Annotated in this window: 19 protein-coding genes and 5 pseudogenes; 11 read left to right on the forward strand and 13 right to left on the reverse strand. The window is 68.4% G+C overall.

Annotated features, from left to right (window positions below; all coding sequences use genetic code 11):
• Positions 1-94: 94 nt before the first annotated feature.
• Positions 95-316: pseudogene (locus tag ACIBEI_RS04980) on the forward strand (IS21 family transposase); the annotation flags it as partial.
• Positions 317-389: 73 nt separating this feature from the next.
• Here ACIBEI_RS04980 and ACIBEI_RS04985 read toward each other — a convergent pair.
• On the reverse strand, positions 390-566 hold the full coding sequence (locus ACIBEI_RS04985; RefSeq protein WP_398886352.1) for a hypothetical protein: 177 nt from the start codon (positions 564-566) through the stop codon (positions 390-392).
• A 39-nt stretch (positions 567-605) separates the two neighbouring features.
• Positions 606-977, reverse strand: a complete 372-nt coding sequence (locus ACIBEI_RS04990; protein ID WP_398885203.1) for a cupin domain-containing protein — start codon at positions 975-977, stop codon at positions 606-608.
• Positions 978-1,284: 307 nt separating this feature from the next.
• On the opposite strand from ACIBEI_RS04990, the gene ACIBEI_RS04995 reads away from it, so the two are divergent.
• From ACIBEI_RS04995 to ACIBEI_RS05025, 7 genes and pseudogenes are all read left to right on the forward strand, one after another.
• Complete coding sequence (locus ACIBEI_RS04995; protein ID WP_398885205.1) at positions 1,285-2,043, forward strand: SDR family oxidoreductase; 759 nt, start codon at positions 1,285-1,287, stop codon at positions 2,041-2,043.
• Positions 2,044-2,146: 103 nt separating this feature from the next.
• A pseudogene (gene aceE / locus ACIBEI_RS05000) lies at positions 2,147-4,834 on the forward strand (pyruvate dehydrogenase (acetyl-transferring), homodimeric type).
• A gap of 11 nt (positions 4,835-4,845) precedes the next feature.
• Positions 4,846-5,637, forward strand: a complete 792-nt coding sequence (locus ACIBEI_RS05005; protein WP_398885207.1) for a class I SAM-dependent methyltransferase — start codon at positions 4,846-4,848, stop codon at positions 5,635-5,637.
• A 112-nt stretch (positions 5,638-5,749) separates the two neighbouring features.
• Positions 5,750-5,893, forward strand: coding sequence for a hypothetical protein (locus ACIBEI_RS05010; RefSeq protein ID WP_398885209.1), 144 nt, complete (start codon positions 5,750-5,752; stop codon positions 5,891-5,893).
• 279 nt (positions 5,894-6,172) lie between these two features.
• Positions 6,173-7,554, forward strand: a pseudogene (locus tag ACIBEI_RS05015) (FAD-binding protein).
• Between the two features lie 76 nt (positions 7,555-7,630).
• Positions 7,631-8,377, forward strand: a complete 747-nt coding sequence (locus ACIBEI_RS05020; RefSeq protein ID WP_398885211.1) for an SDR family oxidoreductase — start codon at positions 7,631-7,633, stop codon at positions 8,375-8,377.
• Positions 8,378-8,689: 312 nt separating this feature from the next.
• Complete coding sequence (locus ACIBEI_RS05025; protein ID WP_398885213.1) at positions 8,690-9,619, forward strand: UTP--glucose-1-phosphate uridylyltransferase; 930 nt, start codon at positions 8,690-8,692, stop codon at positions 9,617-9,619.
• A 28-nt stretch (positions 9,620-9,647) separates the two neighbouring features.
• Here ACIBEI_RS05025 and ACIBEI_RS05030 read toward each other — a convergent pair whose 3' ends face one another.
• The 6 genes and pseudogenes from ACIBEI_RS05030 to ACIBEI_RS05055 all read right to left on the reverse strand — a co-directional run bounded on the left by ACIBEI_RS05030 (position 9,648) and on the right by ACIBEI_RS05055 (position 15,195).
• Positions 9,648-10,586, reverse strand: coding sequence for a hypothetical protein (locus ACIBEI_RS05030; protein ID WP_398885215.1), 939 nt, complete (start codon positions 10,584-10,586; stop codon positions 9,648-9,650).
• Positions 10,583-11,071 carry a hypothetical protein gene (locus ACIBEI_RS05035; RefSeq protein WP_398885217.1) on the reverse strand — a complete coding sequence of 163 codons (489 nt, stop codon included), beginning with the start codon at positions 11,069-11,071 and terminating at the stop codon, positions 10,583-10,585. The genes ACIBEI_RS05030 and ACIBEI_RS05035 overlap by 4 nt, the downstream gene beginning before the upstream one ends.
• A gap of 3 nt (positions 11,072-11,074) precedes the next feature.
• Complete coding sequence (locus ACIBEI_RS05040; RefSeq protein ID WP_398885219.1) at positions 11,075-12,298, reverse strand: macrolide family glycosyltransferase; 1,224 nt, start codon at positions 12,296-12,298, stop codon at positions 11,075-11,077.
• 142 nt (positions 12,299-12,440) lie between these two features.
• On the reverse strand, positions 12,441-13,196 hold the full coding sequence (locus ACIBEI_RS05045; RefSeq protein ID WP_398885221.1) for a patatin-like phospholipase family protein: 756 nt from the start codon (positions 13,194-13,196) through the stop codon (positions 12,441-12,443).
• A 285-nt stretch (positions 13,197-13,481) separates the two neighbouring features.
• A pseudogene (locus ACIBEI_RS05050) lies at positions 13,482-14,431 on the reverse strand (alpha/beta hydrolase).
• A 102-nt stretch (positions 14,432-14,533) separates the two neighbouring features.
• Positions 14,534-15,195 (reverse strand): annotated as a pseudogene (locus ACIBEI_RS05055) (nitroreductase family protein).
• 15 nt (positions 15,196-15,210) lie between these two features.
• Here ACIBEI_RS05055 and ACIBEI_RS05060 point away from each other — a divergent pair.
• Positions 15,211-15,339 (forward strand): hypothetical protein, encoded by a 129-nt coding sequence (locus ACIBEI_RS05060; protein WP_398885223.1) that lies wholly within the window; start codon positions 15,211-15,213, stop codon positions 15,337-15,339.
• Positions 15,340-15,404: 65 nt separating this feature from the next.
• On the opposite strand, the gene ACIBEI_RS05065 is transcribed toward ACIBEI_RS05060, so the two are convergent.
• From ACIBEI_RS05065 to ACIBEI_RS05075, 3 genes are all read right to left on the reverse strand, one after another.
• Positions 15,405-15,563, reverse strand: coding sequence for a hypothetical protein (locus tag ACIBEI_RS05065; protein ID WP_398885225.1), 159 nt, complete (start codon positions 15,561-15,563; stop codon positions 15,405-15,407).
• Positions 15,547-15,771, reverse strand: coding sequence for a MarR family winged helix-turn-helix transcriptional regulator (locus ACIBEI_RS05070; RefSeq protein ID WP_398885227.1), 225 nt, complete (start codon positions 15,769-15,771; stop codon positions 15,547-15,549). The genes ACIBEI_RS05065 and ACIBEI_RS05070 overlap by 17 nt, the downstream gene beginning before the upstream one ends.
• A 225-nt stretch (positions 15,772-15,996) precedes the next feature.
• Positions 15,997-18,768, reverse strand: coding sequence for an AAA family ATPase (locus ACIBEI_RS05075; RefSeq protein WP_398885229.1), 2,772 nt, complete (start codon positions 18,766-18,768; stop codon positions 15,997-15,999).
• Positions 18,769-19,063: 295 nt separating this feature from the next.
• Between ACIBEI_RS05075 and ACIBEI_RS05080 the strand changes: the two genes are divergently transcribed.
• Positions 19,064-19,756 carry a sigma-70 family RNA polymerase sigma factor gene (locus ACIBEI_RS05080; protein WP_398885231.1) on the forward strand — a complete coding sequence of 231 codons (693 nt, stop codon included), beginning with the start codon at positions 19,064-19,066 and terminating at the stop codon, positions 19,754-19,756.
• A 16-nt stretch (positions 19,757-19,772) separates the two neighbouring features.
• Here ACIBEI_RS05080 and ACIBEI_RS05085 read toward each other — a convergent pair whose 3' ends face one another.
• On the reverse strand, positions 19,773-21,398 hold the full coding sequence (locus ACIBEI_RS05085) for a cytochrome bc complex cytochrome b subunit (protein ID WP_398885233.1): 1,626 nt from the start codon (positions 21,396-21,398) through the stop codon (positions 19,773-19,775).
• A gap of 178 nt (positions 21,399-21,576) precedes the next feature.
• On the reverse strand, positions 21,577-21,867 hold the full coding sequence (locus tag ACIBEI_RS05090) for a WhiB family transcriptional regulator (RefSeq protein ID WP_398885235.1): 291 nt from the start codon (positions 21,865-21,867) through the stop codon (positions 21,577-21,579).
• A 440-nt stretch (positions 21,868-22,307) separates the two neighbouring features.
• Between ACIBEI_RS05090 and ACIBEI_RS05095 the strand changes: the two genes are divergently transcribed.
• Positions 22,308-23,234, forward strand: coding sequence for an RNA polymerase subunit sigma (locus tag ACIBEI_RS05095; RefSeq protein WP_398885237.1), 927 nt, complete (start codon positions 22,308-22,310; stop codon positions 23,232-23,234).
• The last annotated feature ends 6 nt before the right edge of the window (positions 23,235-23,240 follow it).

Here is a 23,240-nt window from a genome sequence, read left to right on the forward strand (position 1 = left end):
TGGCTTGATGAGGTGCTCGTAGACGTAGCGGGTACGAGGGCTGTCGCTGGCCCCTTCGTGGGTCACGATATGCACGACCTGGGGGGTGCGCGCGTTCCTGGAGAAGGTCGAGGAGTGGGTCGAGCAGTCGAAGGCGACGATCCGCGCCGACGTGGTCCACGAAAAGCTGGTGAAGATGGGCTACCGAGGCAGCGCGCGTTCGACGAGGCGGGCGGTGAACGCGGCGAAGACGGCCTGGAAGGCGGGCAAGCGCCGCACCTACCGGCCGTGGATTCCCGAGCCGGGCCGGTGGCTGCAGTTCGACTGGGGCGAGGGTCTGCGGAGACGAGAGTGCTCGATGGGTGTCGGCGGCAGCCGCCGACACCCACCCCGGCCACCGACCACAGAGGTCAGCCGGTCAGCTCTGTGTCGGTGGTGGTCGTCGTTTCCGTGGTCGTGTGCGCTTCGTCGGCCGGAGACGGTGTATCGGTGATGTCGTCGTTCTTGCCGCTCTCAGCGCTCTCGTCCTGTTCCTGATGCCTTTTCAGGGCGAGTTCCCTGGCCGTCTTCTCCGAGTACAGCCTCATCTCTGCCTCTGTCCGGTGTTCGAACACTGTTGCCTCCTGTCAGTTCGCGGGGCGCGGTGCACGCAGGTGGGTCAGCCGGGCCAGTTCTTCCTCGTCGACCAGCGTGAGCATCGGCTGTCCCGGCTCACACAGCATGGTCACGGTGAACCGGGTCCACGCATCCGTCCGGGCGTTGCCGTCCTGGTAGTGGATCACGTCGCCACCCGGCTCCCAGAAGGTTTCGCCGGCCTTGACCACGCGCTCCAGCTCTCCCTCGATCTCGAAGCGCACCGCGCCTTCGATCACGTACCCGAAGGCCGGCCCCGAGTGGCGGTGCGGCGGAGTCCCGGGGTCACCGGGCGGCCACTCGACAAAGATGGTCATGGCCGAAGCGCCTTCCGGGATGTGGGGCGGCTTGGCATCCTGCAGCATCTTCGCCGCTGTCTTCCAGACCTCGGATCGCGGCTGCCCGTTGGTCCTGCCCGCTGAGTCGTTGTCCGACACTGTGCGCACCTCCATGAGTCGTTTCGAAGTGATGACCGGGCACACCGAGCTTCTGTGACAGTGATTTCGCTCAGCCCACACCGTCTGCTGTTCGTGTCACAAGAACGGCACGACCGCTGTCGTAGTCAGTGGAGTGTCCGGCTTCGCCGACATCAAGAAGCCGGCCGACATGAAGAAGTCGGCGGACACGAGGAAACCAGCGGGGTCGCTGACCCCTCATGGGGAAGGAACCCGGATGAGAGTCGTTGTCGCAGGGGCCAATGGGTGGATCGGCTCCAGGACGGTTGCCAGGCTTCGGGATCACGGTGTGGAGGTCGTGCCCGCTTCACGCCGTAACCGTGTCGATGTCATCACCGGTCGCGGCCTTCGCGAGGCATTGCGCGGCGCCGATGTGGTGGTGGACGTGACCAACCCACCGTCGCATGCGGCCCAGACCGGTCTGGAGTTCTTCCGCACCGCTACGAGCAACCTCCTGACCGCCGCGGCCGCGGCCGGTGTCGAGCACTGTCTGGTTCTCTCCGTCGTGGGGGCCGAGCGGCTACGGTCGGACTACTTCCGCGGGAAGCTGGTGCAGGAGGGCAAGGTTCTGCGATCACCCCTCCCCCACTCGATCGTGCGTGCCACGCCGTTCTTCGAATCCGTCGAAGCCATGGCGACCAAGAAGACCCACCACGACCGCGTACATGTGGCACCGGTCCTCACCCGTCCCGTAGCCGCGGATGATGTCGCAGCGGCCGTCGCGCGTGTCGCCGTAGGCCTTCCGCTGTTCGACACCCTTGAGGTGGCCGGTCCCGAAGAGCACCGCATCGACGACCTCGCGGCCGAGGTGCTGGCCGCCCGGCGGGACGAACGGGTCGTCGTCACCGATGCGCATGCCCGGTACTTCGGTGCCGAGTTGGGGAAAGGATCGCTTCTCCCCGGAGCGGAAGCCCGCACCGGCCACACGACGTTCGCCGAGTGGCTCGCCCGAGCCGCCGTCCACACGCCGGGATGACGGCCTGGCCATCGCACGTGCTCCTTCTCGACGCCCGTCACAGGCGCCTCGCCGCCGCCGGCCGTCATCTCTCTCCCCCCGCCTCGCTCACAGGAAGACTGTCATGAGTGATCCAGCCCGGCCCCCGGAGTTGTCAGCGATGAGTGAGCTCGACCAGCTGCCCGACCGCGACGCCGAGGAAACGAAAGAATGGCAGGCATCGCTCGACGCCGTCGTCAGGCATGCGGGGCCCGACCGCGCCGGGTACCTGTTGCGGCGCGTGCACGAGTACGCAGTCAGGTCCGGAGTGGCCCTGCCAGGGCTTGTGTCCACGGACTACATCAACACGATTCCGGCGTCGTCCCAGCCGCCCTTCCCGGGCGACATCGCCATGGAGTCCCGTATCACCGCGCTGAACCGGTGGAACGCGGCCGCGATGGTGACCCGCGGTTCCCGGCTGGGTCTCGGCGGCCATATCTCGACCTACGCCTCGGCGGCATGGCTCTATGAGATCGGGTTCAACCACTTCTTCAAGGGCAAGGACGGCGACGGTTCCGGGGACCAGTTGTATCTGCAGGGGCATGCCTCACCGGGCATCTACGCGCGGGTGTTCCTGGAGGGCCGGCTACGCGAGGAGCAGTTGGACGGCTTCCGCCGAGAGGCCGACGGTCACGGCCTGCCGTCCTACCCGCACCCCCGGCGTCTGCCGTGGCTGTGGGAGTTCCCGACCGTCTCGATGGGGCTCGGGCCGCTTGCCGCCCTCTATCAGGCCAGGTTCAACCGCTACCTCAACAACAGGGGCATCAAAGACACTTCCGGTTCGCGTGTGTGGGCCTTCCTGGGAGACGGGGAGGTGGACGAGCCCGAGGCGACGGCCGCACTGGAGCTCGCCGCCCGTGAAGGTCTCGACAACCTCACCTTCGTCATCAACTGCAACCTGCAGCGGCTGGACGGCCCGGTGCGGTCCAACTCGAAGATCGTGCAGGAACTCGAGGCCCGGTTCCGCGGCGCGGGCTGGCATGTGGTGAAGGCTCTCTGGGGCGAGGCCTGGGACCCCGTACTGCGGCAGGATACGGACGGCTCCCTCGTCCGCCGCCTCGGTGAGATCCCCGACGGGCAGCTCCAGACGTACGCCGCGCGGGACGCCGCCTATATACGCGAGCACTTCTTCACCGGCCACACGTTGTCCCTCCTCGCATCGAGTCTGAGCGACGCCCAGCTCACCGATCTGTTCCAGAACTCCCGGGGCGGGCACGAACCCCTCAAGGTCCACGCCGCCTACAGGGCCGCGGTCGAGTACAGGGGGCATCCGACCGTCGTCCTCGCCCAGACGGTGAAGGGCCACACGCTGGGTTCGGACTTCGAGTCCCGCAACGCCAACCATCAGATGAAGAAGCTGACCATGGCCCAGTTCCGCCGGATGCGCGACGTCTTGGAACTGCCCATCCCGGACAGCGCGTTGAGCGGAGACCTGATGCCGTACTGGCACCCCGGTGAGGGTTCGGACGAGGTGCGGTATCTACGCGAACGGCGTTCCGCTCTGGCAGGTCCCGTCCCGGTGCGGAGAGTGGTGGCCAAGGCACTCAAGCAGCCGCCGTCCAACCCCTTCGCATCACTCCACAAGAGCTCCGGCCGACAAGAGGTGGCCACCACCATGGCGCTGGTCCGGCTGGTCAAGGACCTGATGCGCGTCGAGGAGACAGGACGCCGCTGGGTGCCCATCATCCCCGACGAGGCGCGTACGTTCGGCATTGAAGCCCTGTTCCCGACGGCCGGGATCTACTCGCCGAAGGGCCAGAGCTACGAGCCGGTCGACGCCGATCAGCTACTGCGCTATCGAGAGGCCACGGACGGCCAGCTCATCGACGAAGGCATCACCGAGGCCGGGTCGGTGGCCGAGTTCACGGCCGCGGCGACGTCGTACGCCACACACGGCGAAGCCATGATCCCTTTCTACATCTTCTACGCCATGTTCGGGTTCCAGCGCACGGGCGACCAGTTCTGGGCGCTGGCGGACCAGTTGGGCCGTGGCTTCGTCATCGGGGCGACGGCCGGACGTACGACGATGACCGGCGAGGGGCTGCAGCACGCCGACGGGCATTCCCATCTGCTGGCCTCCACCAATCCCGCCGCCGTGATCTACGACCCGGCCTTCGCCTACGAGATCGCGGTGATCGTCCGGGAAGGGCTGCGGCGGATGTACGGCGACCAGCCCGAGGACGTCTTCTACTACCTGACGGTCTACAACTAGCCCAAGCGGCAGCCCGCCATGCCACCGGGGCCGTCGGTCGAGGAAGGGATCCTGCGAGGCATCCATCCCTTCCGGCAGGCAGAGCCCCGCGACGTGGGACTGCGGATCCAGTTGCTGGCTTCCGGCACGGCCATCCACTGGGCGCTCGAGGCCCAGGAACTCCTGCTCTCCCAGTGGGGAGTCCACGCCGACGTCTGGTCGGTGACGTCCTGGACGGAGCTGCGCCGCGACGCCTTGTGTGCCGACCGGGCACGGCTGCGGGGTGAGGAGCGCGTCCCGTATGTGACGGCGGCGCTGTCGGGCGCACGCGGGCCAGTGTTGGCGGTCAGCGACTGGATGCGGCAGGTGCCCGACCAGATCAGCCAGTGGGTCGAGCAGGACTACTCGTCGCTGGGAACCGATGGCTTCGGACTGTCCGACACTCGCGATGCCGTACGCCGCTATTTCCGAGTCGACGCCGAGTCGATCGTCGTCGCCGCCCTGCACCAGTTGGCACGCACCGGCGTTGTCGCCCCGGAGACGGTCGCCCAAGCACGCGAACGCTACGACTGGCTGGGGTGAACACTTTGCCCATGGCACGGCGCCCTGAGGCGAACCTGCGGACTGCCGGGCCCGGAAGCACCTGCGGCACCCGCCAGGAGGAGCAGGACGCCTATGCGATCAGTGCCGAGTTCTACGACATCCTGCACGGCGAACGGGACGGGGTACGCGTGCGCCAGTTGTACGGCCGCGATGTCGGGAACGCCCGTCTCGGTGTGCTGGATGTCGGCGCCGGAACCGGACGGGTGACGCTGATGAGCCTCGTGGAGTCGCGAGTCCCCGTGCATGCCGTCGAACCCGCGCGTTCCATGCGTTCTCCGCTGATGACGCGCCTCGCCTCACTGCCCGCCGACCTGAGAAGGCGGGTCACCGTGCATCCCCACGCGCTCGACGAGGCCGGCCTGCACGAGGTGGCCGACGTGGCCATATGCCATAACACGATCGCCTGTCTCGACCCGGCTTCGCGGCGTGCCCTGTGGCCTGCCGTCGCCGAGGCGCTCGTGCCCGGAGGTGTGCTGCTCATCCAGCTCCCGCCTGCTCGCCTCCCTCATCGCGAGACCACGCACGACCTCCCGACCCGGAGGATCGGCCAGCACGAGTACGGCGGACGCATGGTGGCGTCGGCCGACGTGAACCGCATCCGGACACGCTTCGACTACTGGGTACGGGGCGACAATGGTGTGCTTCGTGAGCACAACGAGACGTTCTGGATGTGGCCGACCGCCCGTACGAAGGTAATAGGCGAACTGGAGGAGTCCAGGTTCGCCCGGCTACCCGAACGGGCCGATCCCGCCGTGTTGGCGGTGCGGCTCACACGGCGATGACCAGCGCCCCGTTCTCTTGAGCGTGGCTGTCACAACCGACGTGACTGGTCGGTCAACCAGCTGTCCGAAGCCCAGGATTTCCATCGGACGGGACCCTGAGGACGGTGGCTACATGTTGCGCGTCGACCTGGTGGTGAAGTGGACGGGGATGGATCCCGAGGTCGCCGCCCCGCTTCTGGAGAACGCCGATTCGCTGTGCCCTTACGCGAAGATGGCCTGGCAGGGGACGCCGACGACCATCACGCCGGCTCCGTAGCCGGGGACACCGGCCCACCCGCTCGCGGGATGCCATTCGCAGGCGCCCTCACACGCTGACGACGGACGCTGCCCTGCACATCGCCTCCTGACCGAGGAAACCTCGATCGTCACCGTACCCATGGTCATGGCGAGCCCCAGGAGCCCGGCGACCGCGCGCTGCCGCGGTGTCCGCCCGAACGAACGAAAAGTGTCACAGATCCCGGGGCGTCCCTGTCGTACTGAGTGACGTCGACGATCGGAGTGAACCGTGGCGGTCAATTAACGACACCTTTCCACCATGGTGCTGGTGATCGGCACGGGAGGTGCCGGGCTGCGAGCCGCGATCGAACTGGCTGAGGCCGGCATCGATGTCCTCACGGTCGGCAAGCGCCCCAAAGAGGACGCTCATACGGCCGTACTCGACGGTGTCTACATCACCCGGCTCCTGGTGCACGACGGCGCGGTCCTCGGTGCCTACGGCTTCGACCTCACGAGCGGAAAGCGCTACCTGATCCACGCCGACGCCGTCGTCCTCGCCACCGGGGGCCACACCCGTATCTGGCGGCGTACGTCCTCACGGCGCGACGAGAACACGGGCGACTCCTTCCGTCTGGCCGTGGAGGCAGGAGCCCGGCTGCGCGACGCCGAGCTGGTGCAGTTCCATCCGTCCGGGACCATCGAGCCGGAGAACGCGGCCGGAACCCTGGTCAGTGAGGCGGCCCGGGGCGAGGGCGGGGTCCTGCGCAACGCGCTCGGGGAACGGTTCATGGCCCGCTACGACCCCGACCGCATGGAGCTGTCCACCCGTGACCGAGTGGCCCTCGCCTCGTACACGGAGATCAAGGAAGGGCGAGGGACCCCCAAGGGAGGCGTGTGGCTCGACGTCTCCCATCTGTCACGGCAGACGATCATGACGCGGCTGCCCCGCGTCTACCAGACTCTTCTGGACCTGCAGATGCTGGACATCACCCGTGAACCGATCGCGATCGGTTCACGGCGCACTACTCGATGGGCGGGGTGTGGGTGCGTCCCGAGGACCACAGCACCGACGTGCGTGGCCTGTACGCCATCGGTGAGGCGTCGAGCGGGTTGCACTGTGCCAATCGCCTCGGCGGGAACAGCCTCATCGAGCTGCTGGTCTTCGGCCGCATCACAGCGCGGGCAGCGGCCGCCTACTCGCGGTCCCTGACCGCGCAGCCGCGGTCGGCGTTGGCCATCACACAGGCCCGCACGGAGATCGACGACGTCCTCGCAGCGGACGGGCCGGAGAACGTCCGCGCCCTGCAGCGCGCCATTCGAAACACGATGACCGAACATGCGGGAGTCGTACGCGACGAGGAGGGCCTGCGCGCCGGGCTGGCGGAGCTTTCCGTGATCGAGAAAAGGATGGAGGACGTCGGCGTGCATCCGGACATCGCCGGCTACCAGGACCTCGCGCACGCCTTCGACCTCAAGTCCGCCGCACTGGCCTCGCGGGCCACCCTCGAAGCGGCACTGGAACGGCGTGAGACCCGCGGCTGCCACAACCGCAGCGATTTCCCGGACCTGGATCCCGCTTTCCAGGTCAACCTCGTGTGGTCCCCGACGACGGGCGTCACCCGTGAAAGCGTTCCAGCCGTTCCGGACGAGATTTCCTCACTCATGCAAGCGGTCTCGACCGAGGGAAAGCTCGTCGAATGACAAGCCCTGTCACATATAGAGCCGCCACCTTGTCTCTTCTCATGCAGACCGAATTCTTCTCGGAAAGGACCCCGCGATGAAGGTCGTAGTGATCGGTGGCACCGGGCTCATCGGCTCGAAGGTGGTCGCCCGGCTGGGTGAGCACGGGCACGAGGCGGTCGCGGCCGCGCCCAACACCGGCGTCAACACGCTGACGGGCGAGGGGCTGGCCGAAGTTCTGAAGGACGCCTCCGTGGTGGTCGACGTGTCCAACTCCCCCTCCTTCGAAGACCAGGCCGTCATGGAGTTCTTCAGCACCTCCACGACCAACCTCCTGAAGGCGGAGACCGAAGCCGGAGTGACACACCACGTGGCGCTCTCGGTGGTCGGCACGGACCGGCTCCAGGAGAGCGGCTACTTCCGTGCCAAGCAGACCCAGGAAGAGCTGATCAAGGCCTCGGGCATCCCCTGTTCCATCGTCCACGCCACCCAGTTCTTCGAGTTCATCAAGGGGATCGCGGACCTGTCGACCGACGGCGACACCGTGCGTCTCGCCCCCGTCAAGATCCAGCCCATCTACTCCGGCGACGTGGCCGCAGCCGTCGGCCGCACCGCGGTCGGTGCTCCCCTCAACGGCTTGGTGGAGGTCGCCGGCCCCGAGCAGTTCCAGCTCGACGAGCTGCTCCGCAAGGCACTCGCCGCCCACAACGACCCTCGCACGGTCGTCACGGACCCGCACGCCCCGTACTCCGGCGCCCAGGTGGAGGAGACCACCCTCCTGCCGGGTCCGGGGGCGCACATCGCCGAGACCAAGCTCGCCGACTGGCTCGCGCAGCAGCAGTAGTTCGTGCCGGTGGCCCCCTGCCGACCGGCAGGGGGCCACCCCTGTATTCCGGCTGTATTCCGGTCACAGATTCACCCCATGGACACCCCATGGAAAGGAACAGCTCACCATGTTCAACTGAGCTGGAGACTCGCGCCGACGAGCTTCGCCGAGAGCTCCCCACCGACTCCGCGGCTGCTACTTCGCGGTGACGGAGTCCCGGGCTCAGTCATGTCCCGGTACTCAGAGAAACCGGTGATCGGGCGGGCGTTGACAACGTCGGGCGTATCGTGGCGGCCCTGTACGGTCTTCCTCCCGAACGAGAGAGGCGTGATGTCCCCGACGATTCGCAGGGCTGTGATCCCGGCCGCCGGGCTCGGCTCCCGTCTGCTGCCCCTGACGAAGGCGACACCGAAGGAGATGCTCCCGGTCGGCGACAAGCCGGTCATCGAGCACACCGTCCGCGAGCTGGTGGACTCCGGCATCACCGACATCACCATCGTCGTCTCCGGCGGCAAGAGTCTCATCCAGGACCACTTCCGCCCCAACCCCGCCCTCGTAGAACAACTCCGTGGAGACGGCAAGACCGCCTACGCGGACGCGGTGGAGGAGGTCGCCGAGCTCGCCCGCCGGGGACACATCACCTACCTCGACCAGTACGGCCCGTACGGCAACGGCACCCCGGTGCTGAACGCCGCCCGTGCCTTCGGCGACGAGCCGGTGCTGGTGCTGTGGCCCGACGACGTCTTCGTGGCCGAGGTCCCCCGCGCCCAGCAGCTGATCCACGCGTACGAGCAGACCGGCTGTCCGGTGCTGGCCCTCCTGCCGATGGACCCGACCGAATCCCAGCGCTACGGCGTGCCCGTCGTGAAGGAGGACCTCGGCGACGGCCAACTGCGGATCACCGGCCTGGTCGAGAAGCCCGAGCCCGCTGCCGCCCCGTCGTCGTACGCGGCGATCGGCGGCTATGTCGTCACCCCCGGCATCATCGACGAACTGCGCGAGCAGACGCGCCGCTGGTACGAGCACAGGACCGGCGAGGTCTACCTGACCGACGCCCTCAACGCCTATGCCTCCACCCGAGCGGTGTACGGGCAGGTCATCAAGGGCCGCTGGTACGACACCGGCAACCCGGCCGACTACCTCGTCGCCCAGATGGCCTTCGGTCTCGCTCACCCGGAGTACGGCCCCGTCCTGCGCGGCCTCGTCGCCGGACTCGACGTCGACCGTGCCCCCGCCGTCCAGCCGGAGACCGACAGCTGACCTGCGCCACTCGCCCCGGTCGAGGCCCTCACGGCAGTGGTTCGTCCGTCACCGTGGTCGCGCCGTGATGGGCACGGATGAGAGCGATCACGGTGTCGGCGGTGTGATCGAGGTAGCTTCGGCCGTCGGGCAGCTTGCCCTCCGGGCTGATGTAGCTGCGCGGCCCGAGGTGGGTGGCCGGGTCGAGCCGATGCACGGTGATCTTCCCGGCTCGGTGGGCCCGATTCCATCCGCTGCCGCGGAACAGACGCCAACGCTGCGGGAAGATCCAGGTGCCGACCCGCTCGATCCGGTCGTACGCACTGGTGAGTTGATGCACGTGCTCGGCGTGGGTGAGATCGTTGGCGCCGTTGTGGAACCCACCGAGCGTGATCACCACGACCGGGGAGCGCAGCTGGGAGTGCAGTCCCTCGACCGCGCCGGTGGCGACCTGGGCGCCACCGCTGTAGCTGAGCAGCACCACGGGGATGCCGCTGTCGGGCCGGTAGCCGGCGAGCCGGAGCTGCGTGGCGATCTGGGAACCGACAGCCCGGTTGTACAGCGGGCGGTACCGGTGGTCGGCGGCGACGAAGACCTGCATGACGTTGTGCAGGAACAGCAGCAGCCCGATGTGGCGGCGCAGCCATGCCCACACCGGCCGATCGGCCAGTGGGTCGGCCAGCGGCGAGTAGGGCTGGACCTGCCCCAGTACTCGCAGTTCCGGCGCTCCGGTGATCACGGTCTTGACCAGCTGGCCGCCGTCCCGGGTGTCGCGGAAGCGGCGCTTCCCGATGCCGTCCAAATAGACCAGGTAGGCATCCGGCGGACGGTCCGGGTCCGCGCCCCGAGCGTAGGGAACGCCCTCCGGGAGCTGGGCGACGGGGGTACGCAGACCGGCGCCGTAGACCAGCACCTCGTGCCGGGCCAGCAGAGCCTCGGCGAGCAGAGCGGGCCCGAGGGCGATGGTCCAGAGGAGGAATTGGTTCATATGATCGACTCCATTGCCCGGGGCGCACTGATCCTGACGACCAGACGCCGAACGGTCTCCACAGCGAGGCCGAGACCGAACCCGGCAACGGCCACACACCCGGCGGCACTCCACCAGCCGAGCCCGGTCGTCACTGCCAGGTGGTCGGCGAAAGCGGCCCCGACTCCCACGAAGAGCAGCAGATGGAGAAAGGGTCCGAGCAACGGGAACGCGAGGACGGCAGCGAGCAACAGCGGGGCGACCAGGCTCGGTGTCCACACCAAGCCGGTGTCGGGCGGTGGTGAGGACATCACCAGCTCGGCCAGGTTCCACGCGGTCAGCGGCCACAGCGCGAACACCGTGCCCTCGACGAAACCTGCGGCCAGCAGCAGGCCGGCCACAAGGGTCTGCGGCATGCCGGGCCGACGCGCCAGCAGGGGCAGAATGCGCCCGACGGCCTCCGAGAGCCCGGCGAACAGCAGCAGCATGACGACGACGAATGACATCGCTCAGCCTCGCCGTGGCGGATCGACGGGAGCCGGCTCACGAACCGAGCCGGCGACGTGCAGGTACCGCTCCAGTTCGTCGGCAGCCCTCTGGTACCCACCCGCCTTGTGCTGGGCGGCCATCAAGGTCGTCGCGCCCGCTCGGAACCCCGGTTCGTGGAGCAGGCGCCGGGCGAGAACACGTACGGAGCCCCTGGCGACGTCCTGGGTACGGATGGACAGGCCGGCGCCGAGCTCGACGACACGGCGGGCCACCATCGGCTGATCGGCGCCCTGCGGGACCAGCAACAGCGGAACCCCGGCGTGCATGGCCTCATTGACGCTGTTCATCCCACCATGGGTGACGAACAGCGCCGCGCGGGTCAGTACCTCCAGTTGCGGCACGAAGCGCCGGGCGAGCACATTCGCCGGCAACGGCCCCAGCGCGTCGGGATCGGTCTGCCCCGTGGATACGACGACGGTGCCGCCCAGTGGGGCGAGCGCGGTGGCGAAACTGCGCAGCAGCTGCGGATCGGCGTTGAACACCGTGCCCAGCGAGGCGTACAGCACCGGGTCCTGGAGCCGCTCGACCGGGAACGACGGGTCGACAGGGCGGGCGCCGATGCTCGGGCCGACGAAACTGTAGGACCGGTCGAACTCCTCGACGGCGGGCTGGAACTCCCGCGAGGTGTAGACCAGGTTGAGCGGCTGGCGGATGTTGGCCAGGTCGAGCAGTGGCAACCCACGCGTGTCGAAGCGTCGGCGCAGCTCCCGACGGGACCGCAGATAGCCCTGGACACTGCGGGGCCGAGACCTCGCATCGGCCAGCAGGGCCCAGGAGCCGCGGGTGGGGCTGGGGACATGCCGGTCGAAGGCGAAGGTGGTGAACGACGCGGCCGCCGGAACGCCGAGTTCGCGGGCGGCAACCGCGCCCCACGGACAGGCGCTGTCGTGGACGATCAGGTCGGGTCGGTCGCGGCGGAGGTCGGTGAGCGCAGCGGGCAGCCAGCGGACGGTGGTGCTCGCGAGCGCCTCCATCCATGTGACCGGCGTCGGCTGTTCGGGGAACGGCTGGTCGCCGCCGGGGTAGAGGCACACCGTCGCGCCGGTGGCTTCGATCTCCGTACGGAACGCGGGCGAGGTGTAGTACGTGACGGTGTGACCGCGCCGGACGAGCTCGGCCACAACCGGAAGCGTCGGGTTGATGTGCCCGTGCATGCCGATGTTGAGGAACGCGATGGTACTCACAGGCCCGCCTCCACGGTGGAAGAAGTCGATGCGCCGCCCGGACCGGCGGGTGTCGCCGAAGGGTCGTCGACCCGGTACAGCCCCGGCCCGCTGATGTGCAGTCCGTCGAGAAAGCGCCCCGCCGTGTGGGACGCGGTGCTGATCAACCGCCGGGAATGGCCGAAGTCCCATGGCGTGGGCCAGGACTCGATGCCGGTCGGGAGCACGACCGTCGGGATGCGCTGGGACACCTCGCGCAGATCACGCTCGATCTGATGGTGCAAGAGAAGCAGCCCGGCCCTCGCGGCGATCGCACCGGCACGTGGGCGCGGATGGACGGGGCGCAGCGGCGAGCTGGCCCTGCAGCCATCACCACGACGCTGGCCGCCCCGGCCTGCAGGGCGGCCAGTACGGGGACATAGGCGACCACTCCGCCGTCGACAAGCGTCCGGCCATCACGATCCACCGGCGGCAGCATTCCGGGGATGGCCGCGCTGGCCAACAGCGCGGACTCGAGGTCTCCTCGGTCGAGCAGCGCCGGAGCGCCGGTGTCGAGGTCCATGGCCACCGCGGTGAACGGGACCGCCAACTGCTCGATCCGTGACGGCAGTCCGGCCCTGGCGATCAGTCGCCGCAGGCCGCGATCGGTGAACACACTGGCTCGTGAGGACAGGTAGCCGAGCGGATACACCTCGCGGCGGCGCAACCGGGTCCACACGTGGTCCAGCCACGGGGCGGCGCTGTCGGGGTGGGCGGCCGCGATGGCCCCGTTGAGGGCACCCACCGAGGTTCCGATGATCATGTCCGGGACGAAGCCGCGCTGCTCCAGCGCGTATCCGAGACCCACATGCGCCGCTCCGAGCACACCACCGGCGCCCACCACCACGGCCACGGGGTGGGGAAGGGCGTCCAGGCCCACCGTTGTCGAGCCCCTGGACGGCCGGCTCGACGACAGGGAACGCGTCCCCTTGTCGCCCTTCACAGTTCTACGCCTCTCACGTCCGCGGCCACGCGCCGAGTCACGTTCGCCGAAGCCGAAACGTGCCCACGCGACAGGGATCGGGCGGCCGCCCGATCCGTGACACCGCCGGGCGGCCGAGTGGTGAGAGGAGTACGAGCACGGCGGCAAGACCAACGACGTTTCATGAGAGACCCTTCGAGGGGGGTGCGGCCCTGTCCGGGCCGATCGACAGTGCCGGGAACCTCAGTCGCTGTGCAGGGCGGTGCGCAGAGCGTGCATGGCCTGCTCCATCGCCGCGGTCGCGGCCCGCGTGGTCCGGAGGGGGTTGAGCATCATGAAGTCGTGCAGTGTGCCGTTGATGCGGATGCTCGTGGTGGGAACATCGGCCTGGGTCAGCCTGCGGGCGTACGCCTCGCCCTCGTCCCGCAGCACGTCGCTGTCGTCGACGATGACGAGGCGGGCGGCAACCCCTGCAGCTCCGTCAGGCCGGCCCGCAGCGGCGAGGCGGTGATCTCCGCGCGCTGGGCGAAGTCGGTGGTGTAGCAGTCCCAGAACCAGGCCATGGCCTTCGCCGTGAGATAGGGACCGTCCGCGAACTGCCGGTAGCTCGCGGTGTTCTGGGCAGCGTCCGTCACTGGGTAGTACAGCGACTGGTGTACGAAGGTCACGTCACCGCGCTGCTTGGCCATGAGGGTCAGTGCGGCGGCCATGTTGCCGCCGACGGAGTCTCCGGCGACAGCCAGGCGGGAGGCGTCCAGGCCTTTGTCGGCGCCCTTCGCGGTGATCCACCGAGCCGCCGCATACGCCTGTTCGATGGCCACTGGGTACTTGGCCTCAGGTGAACGGTCGTACTCCACGAACACGACGGCGGTGTTCGTCCCGACGGCCAGTTCGCGAACCAGACGGTCATGGGTGCCGGCGTCGCCCATGACCCAGCCTCCGCCGTGCAGGTAGAGGACGACCGGCAAGGTGCCTTGGCCACCGACGGGCCTGACGATGCGTACCGGAACATCGCCCACTTCGGCGGGTACGGTGACCCACTTCTCCTCGACGTCCGGCACCTCTACCGGCACCGCCTGCAGGCCGTCCAGGGCCTTCCGGGCACCGTCCGGACCGAGTTCGTACAGGAACGGCGGATATGCCGCCATGTCCGCGAGCTCTTGAGCCGCAGTCTCAAGAACGGGCTTGGCCATCACTGCACTCCTTGGGTCGGCGGAGTTCGTGCCTGCTCTCACCCTTATGACAGGGCACTCGCTGAAGGTGTGACACGAGGACCGAGGTGTGACCGGACACGGTCAGTGATCATCGACGACTGTGACCGTCTTCCCGAGCGGCGACCGGACCGTACGGGCATCAGCCGTCGTGACGTCCTCGAACCCGATCGACAGGCCACAGAAGAGGACGAGCTCGTCCCGAGGCAACAGGACCTCCGAGACGGTCCTGTGGTACTTCATCCATGCCATCTGTGGGCAACTGTGGAACCCCTTCGGCGCGAAACAGCAGCATGACGGTCTGCAAATACATCCCCACGTCGGACCATCGGGCCGGGCCCATGTCGCGGTCGATGTAGCAGAACAGGGCAGCGGGCGCACCGAAGCACTGCCAGTTCGCGGAGGCGGCCCTCTGCCGGGCCTCCGTGTCCTCGCGCCGGATACCCAGTGCCCCGTAGCGCTGCTCACCGAAGGCGGATCGGCGCTCCCGGTAGGGCGACCTCAGTGCGGGTGGGTACTGCCGACACTCCGCCTCGTCCCAGGGATCGCCCGAGGCCAGGCGCTCACCCGCACGCTTCTTGAGTTCGGCCAGCGGCCCGCCGGTTAGGCGTGCCACGGCCGGAGGTTCGACGCGGACGTGTCCAGGCCGCGGCGGCCACCACGCACCCCAGTATCTCCCTCCGGACTCGCCGGTCGGTGAATCCCCGCACCGCCCGTCGACCCCTGACGGCCTCATATACGTCCACGATCGTCCGCCTCCCATGCACTCGACGCCGCCCCCACCTTCCGTCCGCCCTCGGGCACCGTCCCTCTACGAGGCGTCCCGCAAGCAGGCCTTCGAGGAAGCGGCCGCCAAAGCCAAGGAACTCGCGGAGCGCCTGGCCGCGTAGCCGGTGCCCCGGGGGACCGGCGGCCCGGCATCGAGGGCGGCCGAGGACGTCTGCGCGTTGGCGCGCTACGCCTCACCGGTTGCGGGATAGGCGAACCGGGTCAGCAGATCCGTCAGTTGCCCGGGCTCACCGGACCCCAGTTCGGCGACCAGACTCCCGGCCAGCGGCTCCGCCGCCACATGGGCGGCGTCGAAGAGCTCGACGCCCTCAGGCGTGATCTCCACTTGCCGCACCACGCCGGTCCCCCGGAACGGCCTTGCGCACGGCCAGCCCCTTGTGCTCTAGGTCGTCCACGACCCGCATGATGCCCGCCTTGTCCGACCCCGTCGCCGCCGCCAGGTCCCGCTGCACAGTGGGCCCGCGGTCGACGAGAACAATGAGCACGGCGAAGGGCCGCAGCTCGATGCCGAGCGGCCGAAGGGCCTCCGCCATCACCGCGGCCGCCCGCCACAGTGCGCCCGACGCAGCAAGAGACCCAGAGCGAAAGACGAGGCGTCCCCGGGGCGGTCGGTCACACGCGACGAGGGCGAGGAGGCGGCTCGGCGAGAGGCATCGGCTGCCATGAGGTCACACTACCGCCGTCGACTCGCTCGATACGGTCTCATGTGAAACGATGAACGCTGTGCTGGACCCGGCCGGGGCAGGCCGCTCGTCCCACTAGGCCGAGGTCGCCTCACCTTCCAGTCGCAAGGTGCGTATCTCCTTGCGGGAGGAGATGCCGAGCTTCGAGAACACCTTGCGGAGGTGCCATTCGACCGTGTGCCGGCTGATGAACAACTGCGCGCCGATCTCGGGGTTCGTGAGCCCTTCACCGGCGAGGTGGGCGATCTGGGCCTCCTGGGGGGTGAGGGCCGTGGGCATGGCAACGGTTTGGCTGCGCACTTTCGCCCCCGTGGCCTGGAGTTCGCCCCGCGCGCGTTCGGCGAACGCCTGCGTCCCGAACCGGCTGAACATCTCGTGCGCGACGTCCAGTTGGGCACGGGCGTCGACCCGGCGGTTCTCACGGCGCAGCCACTCGCCGTACAGGAGATGAGCCCGGGCGAGATCCATGCGGACCCGGGTCCGGTCGAGCCGCTCGATGGCCTCGCGATAGAGCTGCTCCGCGGTGTCGCCCTCGCTGAGCAGCGCCCGCGAGCGGGCTTCCACGCCCAGCGCCCAGTCCGTGCCACTGGCTCGCGTCGTCTCCGAGAGCCGCGCGAGCGCGTCGACCGCCCGCTCGGGTGAACCACTGCGTACGGCCGCCTCGATCAGCTCGACCAGGCCCCACTGCGGCGAGGAGAACTCCCGCTGGTCGGCGGCCGGCTCCTGAGCGGCGGCCAGCGCCTGCGCATAATGGCCGAGTCCGTTGCAGAGCACCGCCTCGTGCCAGCGTGCGACGGCGACTATGGCTCCCTGACCGCGCGGTACGGCCTCGGTCACGATCGTGTCGATCAGCGCGCGGGCCTCGCGCTCGCGACCACGCCAGGCGGCGAGGCCCAGGGGCCCGATGCGCGCCGGGTTGCTGTTGCTGGTCACCGCACAGACTGTTCCGGCCTCCTCGTACAGCGCCGCGGCCGCCGCCAGCTCCCCGGCGATGAGGTGCAGATGGGCGCGGGAGTCGAGCGCGTCAGGGAGCGCGCTGAGCACCCCGGCCTCGCGGGTGATCGTCACATGACGGTCCGCGACCACATGCCAGCGCTCGTCGTCCCACAGATCCGAGGCGAGGACGGAGCCGAGCCAGAGCCAGCGCAGCTGGTCCCGGACGGGAATCTCCTCGTCGCAGAGCGCTGCGAGGGCTCGCTGCATCATCGGCGCCGACGCCGGGTGACCGTCAGTAAGACGTACGGCGAGGGCGTCGAGCACCAGGTCGGGTACCTTCGGCAACGGGGCCGGCGGTGCGTCACGGGCGGCCTCGCCAACTTCCCGCAGTCCTGCCCCCCGCGCCAGACGGCCGGCGAATATCGCCGCCGCTATGGCGTCCAGGTAGGTCTCACGGGCGAGCGCTGCATCGAGCCGTCCGAACCGGCGAGCGGCGGCGAGCAGCAGCGGAGGAGCATCGCCGCCCCGGTTCTGGGCATACGCGATCTCGGCGTGCAGCACATCGATCCGCGCACGCCCCGGCTCGTCGAGGGGTCCGGCCTCCGCAGTGGCGAGAAGCGTGGCCGCCGGTTCGAACGCCCCGGCGTGCAGCTTCGCCTGTGCGGCCTCCACAGCACGCCGCGCGCGGTGGGCCGGGTCCTGTGTCAGCGCGGTTGCGCGCTGGAGGAAGGCAGCCGTCGCCGCGATACCACCGCGTGCCTGGGCCCGGCCCGCGGAACGCTCCAGCTCGGCGGCGACCGTCTCGTCGGGTCCCGAGGCCGCGCCGGCCAGATGCCAGGCCCGACGATCCGGATCGGTCCGGGCGTCGGTCGCGTCCGCCAGTGCCCGGTGCCCCTCTCGTCGTTCCCTCGGGCCCGCCGCGCGATAGGCCGCCGAGCGCACCAGCGGGTGCCGGAATCGCACCCGGGTGCCGAGTGTGATCAGGTCCGCCACGCCGGGGTGCGACACAGCGGCGTCGACGTCGATCCCCAGCTGCTCCGCGGCACGCCGCAACAGAGTCACGTCGCCCAGCGGCTCGGCGGCGGCGGTGAACAGCAGGCGTTGCGTCTCGGCCGGGAGCGACTGGACACGGCGCAGGAACCCCTGCTCGATCTGGCTCGACAAGGGCCGAGCGTCCGGACGCTCGAAGCCTCCGGCCCGCTCCGCGGCGGTCAGCCCGCGCGGCAGTTCGAGCAGGGCCAGCGGGTTGCCGCGAGACTCGGCGACTATGCGGTCGCGCACCCGCTCGTCGAGCGGCCCGGTGACGACCGAGTCGAGGAGTGTGCGGGAGTCGCGCTCGGTCAGCCCCGTGACGGGCAGTTCAGGGAGGCCGCCCAGAGTCCTGCCGTCGCTGGGCTCGCGGGCGGCGAAGGCCAGCACGACCGAATCCGCGAGCAATCGGCGGGCGACGAACTCCAAGGTCAGCGTCGACGCCTCGTCGAGCCACTGCGCGTCGTCGACGAGACAGACCAGCGGCTGCTCTCCTCCGGCGTCCGCGAGGAGACTCAGCGTGGCCAGTCCCACGAGGAACCGGTCGGGCGCGGAGCCGGCGCGCAGCCCGAACGCCGTGCCGAGCGCGTCGCGCTGAGGCTCGGGCAATTGGTCGAGACCGGTGAGCAGCGGAGCGCAGAGCTGATGCAGGCCGGCGTAGGAGAGCTCCATCTCGGACTGGACGCCGGTAGCCCTGATGATGCGGCATCCGGTGGCACGGCCGAGGAGATGTCTGAGTAGCTCCGTCTTCCCGATCCCCGCCTCACCGCGCAGAACGAGGACCCCGCTGCGCCCGGCCATGGCGCCTGCCACGAGATCGTCGAGAGCCTGGCACTCGTTCTTCCTGCCGAGGAGTCCGGCCCCTGAACGGCTCCTCGCCATAGCAGCTCCCCTGTCAGGAATCTTCGATCAGTAACGGTATCCGACCCCGGATCGCCGCGCCCGTGGGTCGCCCGGGGCGAGCTGGCCCAGTCGCGGGGCCACACGTCCACGAAGCGTCCTCTCCTGCCTGCAACGCTGCTGGTCAGGACAGTTCCGGAGGCTTGGCCACGGATCGACCACGGCACGACCACGGAGCCACCTACGGCTTTCAAGGGCGCGATCGGCTGTCCCCCGGCGCCACGTTGGTTGGCGGCGGCGATCAAGCCGCTGCCCCACGGAACAGAGGAGCCCGGTTGTGGACACACACCTGGCAGAAGTCGGCAAAGGCCGGGAGACGACGAGTACGACGAGTAACCCGACGATCGGTGACCTGGACTACGCGACGTCGGTGTTCGTCCGCGCCAGGCCCGGACTGCTCAAGATCGCCAACAGAATCGTCGGGAACGCGAACGAAGCCGAAGACGTCATCCAGGAGACATGGCTTCGGTGGCAGGGCGCCAGTGGCAGGGTCGTCACGAACCCACGGGCGCTGCTCAGGACGATAACCGTCCGGCTGGCCATCAACGTCGTCCAGTCCGGGTGGAGACGTCGAGAATCCTGCGCCACTCCCTGGCTGCCGGAACAGGTGGACACGCACGCGACCCCGGAAGCGGTGGCCGAGCGGCAGGACACCGTTGAGCGAGCGGTTCTCCTGCTGATGCAGACACTGACGCCGAGGCAACGCGCCGCGTTCGTCCTACGGCAGGGGTTCGGCTATCCGTACGGCCGGATCTCCGAGATCCTGCACCTGAGCATCGCCAATGCGAGGCAGCAGGTCACACGCGCCCGTCAGCGTCTCGCCAAGAACGATCACACACAGCCCGTGGACGCCGTCGCGTATCGGCGTCTCGTTCAGGCAGTCCTCGCGGCAGCCCGTTCCGGTGACCTCACCCACTTGGAAAGTGTGCTTGTCGCAGACGCCGACAGCTGCCCGAAGTTGCTTCGGTAACGCGTGTGCAGGTGCTTCAGGTGCCGTGTTTGCTGGTGATCTCCTTGTACTCCTGTGCGGTCGGCTTGGCGATCTGAGTGCCCTCGCCGTAGAAGCTCCGGCTGAGCCAGGCATGCAAGCGCCGGGCGAGGCCGGATCCGGCATCCGGGCCCTCCCTGTCTCCTGCTGGGCGGGAACCGATCGGCTCGTACTGCACATGCTGGGTGAGAACGTGGAGGTGCTCTTGGTCCAGCGGCTCGTGCACCTCGACGAACTCGCCGTGCGGCAAACGCTTGATGATGCCGGTCTCTCGGCCGTGCAGCACTTGGTCGCGGTCTCGGCGCTGGAGGCCGAGTGCCCATCGCTTCGTGATGACGTAGGCCAGGACCGGCGCGACGAAGAGACCGATGCGAACCGCCCAGGTCACCGCGTTGACCGAGACATGGAAGCGGATGGCGATGATGTCGTTCGCGGCACCGATCAGGGCCACCAGATAGAAACTGATCCAGGCGACGCCAAGTGCCGTACGAACAGGACGGTTGCGGGGCCGGTCGAGCAGGTGCTGCTCACTGTCGTCATCGGTCACCCACGACTCGATGAACGGGTAGGCGCCCATGGCGAGGAAGAGGCCGCCGCCCACCAGCAGCGGGATCAGATTGTCCAGGGCCAGGGTGTGGCCCCAGAAGGTGATCTCCCAGCCGGGCATGACCCGCAGCAGTCCGTCCGCCACTCCCATGTACCAGTCAGGCTGTGATCCGGCCGAAACCTGGTCCGGGCGGTAGGGGCCGTACAGCCAGACCGGGTTGATCTGGGCGACCGCGGCCATGACGAAGATGACACCGGCGACCAGGAAGAAGAACCCCGCGGACTTCACGGCACGCACTTTCAGCGGGAGGCCCACCACATTCTTGTTGCTCCGTCCCGGGCCTGGATACTGCGTGTGCCGGTGGTAGAGAACGAGAAGCAGATGGGCGGCGAGCAACCCCACCATGAGGGCAGGAATGATCAGCACATGGATGGTGTGAAAGCGCGCCACCAGATCATTCCCCGGGAACTCGCCTCCGAAGAGGAACATCGAGAGGTAGGTTCCGACGATCGGGATGGAGAGAAGTGTGCCGTGTACGACCATGAGTCCGGTCCCGGAGAGAAGGTCGTCCGGAAGGTCGTATCCCGTCAGCCCCCCGAACATCCCCAGGATCAGCAGAAGGAACCCGAAAACCCAGGTGAGTTCACGGGGCTTCCGGAAGGCACCGGTGAAGAACACCCGCATCATATGAACAAGCATCGCGGCGACAAAGACCAGCGCCGCCCAGTGGTGGGCCTGCCTAATCAGCAGACCGCCACGGACCTCGAAGGATATGTGCATGGTCGAATTGAATGCCTCCGACACCATCTGGCCGCGCAGCGGCGCATAGCTGCCCTGATACTCCACTTCGTTCATCGACGGATGGAAGTACAGCGTCAGATACACACCCGTAACGACGATGATGATGAAGCTGTAGAGGCATATCTCACCCAGCAGGAACGACCAGTGGTCCGGGAAAGCCCTTCGCGCTCTCGCCCTGACCAGGCTGTAGACACCCAGGCGCCCATCAGCCCATTCAGCAACCTTTTCCCCCTTTTTCCGTGGCCGCACTTCGCTGTCCTGGCTCCCGCCACCCATACCTCGACCACCATTCTTGAACCGTTGGGCATCGAGTCACGGAAGCAGGCTCATCGGCTGCTCCCACCCATAAGACCGAGCAAGCGGCGCGGATGTGACACGCAGGGCCACAAAGCCGATGCGGAAAATCCCGTGCCGCTCCATTCGGCCTGCGGAAATTCGAGAACCAGCAGCTCCGTCACGCCTTCGTGGTGACCGTGCCCTTGGCCCGGCGGGTTCCACATCGCCTCATCGCTCGGCGTTCACTCTCCGTCGTACCGCCCCATATGCCTTCCACTTGCCCCACCTGCACAGCCCAGGCGAGGCACTGCTCCACGACAGGGCAACGGGCGCAAACGACCTTGGCGGCGTCGACCTGTTCAAGCGTCAGGCCGCTGACTCCTATGGGGAAGAACAGATCGGGGTCGACGCGTAGGCAAGCCGCCCGTTCGCGCCAATACGTCGCGTAGTCTCCTCGTTCAGCAGTCATGGGAAAGCAAACCTCCGCGGTTCGTCATTCGGCAGGAGGCCCCGGGATTCGATCACATTCCTCTCGTCTGCACGAAGATGTGCCGGGGGCTGTCACATCAGACCGGGCAACCGACCCATGTGTGACAGCACCACGCGAACTCGGCCGCGGTGCCGCCGTGCCGGATACCCGGGCAGTGACACCGGAAGACGCTCAGTGGGCCGCCATGTCACAAGATCCGTGCCTGCCCGGTCAAACGGATGGAGCCGGGAAAGGAGGGAGGTGCGTTGAGCGCGGGGACTCAGCCATCGGCTGCCGCGGCCCAATTGCCGTGTGCAGAGGCGTGCGAAGTGGCTCTGTGCCACCGGGCTGCCGATATCCCACCGAATGCCCCAGAACGTGGACCGGGGTTGCTGTGGTCGTTGTGATGCGTGGTGCTGTGGGTGGGGGTGGTTGCCGCAATGGACCCTGTCGGAGCGGTGCCGATTGGGGAGTTGGTCGAGGAGCGCCGGTATCTGCTGAATGTCGCTTACTGGATGCTCGGCAGTGTCGGTGAGGCGGAGGGGGTGGTCGGTGATGCCTACCGGCGGTGGTACGGGTTGTCCGATGCCGCACGGCAGGAGATCGCGGTGCCCCGGTTGTGGCTTGCCAGGACCGTGGGCGCGATCTCTCTGGGTCGGCTGGCCTTCCCGAGCCGGGGGGCGGGCGCCGGGGCGCAGGAGTACAGCACGGGAGCGCGAGCAGAGAAGGAGGGGGTTCAGCGGGCGCTGGGGGACGAGGTCAGTCGCGTTCTATCGAGGGGGTTGGACTCCTTGTCCCCGGACGAGCGGGCGGCGTTCGTGCTCAATGACGTCTTCGGGATGTCTCCGGGTGCGGTCGCGGACATCGTGGGGCGCAGTGAGCCGGAGTGCGCCGAGCTCGCCGACCGGGCCTGGCGCAGTCTCCGGCTGCGGCGTTCACATCCCACGACGCCGGCGGAGCACAACGCCCTGGCCCGCGCCGTGTGCCGGGCGTGTGTGAGTGGGGACGCCGATCTGCTGGGGTCACTGCTCTGCCCGAATGTCACCGCGTTCTTCGACGGCGGCGGCAAGATCCGTGCACTGGCCCGGCCCGTGCACGGCAGCCGGCAGGTCGCCCGCAGCATGCTCACCCTCCTGGCCAACCGCCCGCGCACCACGCTGACCACCCACCCGGTCAACGGCGCCACCGGCCTCGTCGCCCGCTACGGCGACCAAGTCGCCGCCGTCATCAGCCTCGACATCGCCGATCAGCACATCGCACAGGTCTGGGTCGTCCTCAACCCCGACAAACTCTTCCTCTGGAACCGACCACCCGCCTCCGACGGCCCGGATCCACACCAGAACCCGTCACAGCAGGGCGACGGCTGATCCTGA

This window comes from Streptomyces sp. NPDC050988, from assembly GCF_044456225.1.
Lineage (GTDB): Bacteria > Actinomycetota > Actinomycetes > Streptomycetales > Streptomycetaceae > Streptomyces.

Excerpts from the sequence above, each read along its gene's own strand:
- ACIBEI_RS04985 (WP_398886352.1), bottom strand. The coding sequence starts at position 566 with ATGAGGCTGTACTCGGAGAAGACGGCCAGGGAACTCGCCCTGAAAAGG.
- ACIBEI_RS04990 (WP_398885203.1), bottom strand. The coding sequence starts at position 977 with ATGCTGCAGGATGCCAAGCCGCCCCACATCCCGGAAGGCGCTTCGGCC.
- ACIBEI_RS04995 (WP_398885205.1), top strand. The coding sequence starts at position 1,285 with ATGAGAGTCGTTGTCGCAGGGGCCAATGGGTGGATCGGCTCCAGGACG.
- ACIBEI_RS05005 (WP_398885207.1), top strand. The coding sequence starts at position 4,846 with ATGGCACGGCGCCCTGAGGCGAACCTGCGGACTGCCGGGCCCGGAAGC.
- ACIBEI_RS05010 (WP_398885209.1), top strand. The coding sequence starts at position 5,750 with ATGTTGCGCGTCGACCTGGTGGTGAAGTGGACGGGGATGGATCCCGAG.
- ACIBEI_RS05020 (WP_398885211.1), top strand. The coding sequence starts at position 7,631 with ATGAAGGTCGTAGTGATCGGTGGCACCGGGCTCATCGGCTCGAAGGTG.
- ACIBEI_RS05025 (WP_398885213.1), top strand. The coding sequence starts at position 8,690 with ATGTCCCCGACGATTCGCAGGGCTGTGATCCCGGCCGCCGGGCTCGGC.
- ACIBEI_RS05030 (WP_398885215.1), bottom strand. The coding sequence starts at position 10,586 with ATGAACCAATTCCTCCTCTGGACCATCGCCCTCGGGCCCGCTCTGCTC.
- ACIBEI_RS05035 (WP_398885217.1), bottom strand. The coding sequence starts at position 11,071 with ATGTCATTCGTCGTCGTCATGCTGCTGCTGTTCGCCGGGCTCTCGGAG.
- ACIBEI_RS05060 (WP_398885223.1), top strand. The coding sequence starts at position 15,211 with ATGCACTCGACGCCGCCCCCACCTTCCGTCCGCCCTCGGGCACCGTCC.
- ACIBEI_RS05070 (WP_398885227.1), bottom strand. The coding sequence starts at position 15,771 with ATGGCGGAGGCCCTTCGGCCGCTCGGCATCGAGCTGCGGCCCTTCGCC.
- ACIBEI_RS05075 (WP_398885229.1), bottom strand. The coding sequence starts at position 18,768 with ATGGCGAGGAGCCGTTCAGGGGCCGGACTCCTCGGCAGGAAGAACGAG.
- ACIBEI_RS05085 (WP_398885233.1), bottom strand. The coding sequence starts at position 21,398 with ATGGGTGGCGGGAGCCAGGACAGCGAAGTGCGGCCACGGAAAAAGGGG.
- ACIBEI_RS05090 (WP_398885235.1), bottom strand. The coding sequence starts at position 21,867 with ATGACTGCTGAACGAGGAGACTACGCGACGTATTGGCGCGAACGGGCG.
- ACIBEI_RS05095 (WP_398885237.1), top strand. The coding sequence starts at position 22,308 with ATGGACCCTGTCGGAGCGGTGCCGATTGGGGAGTTGGTCGAGGAGCGC.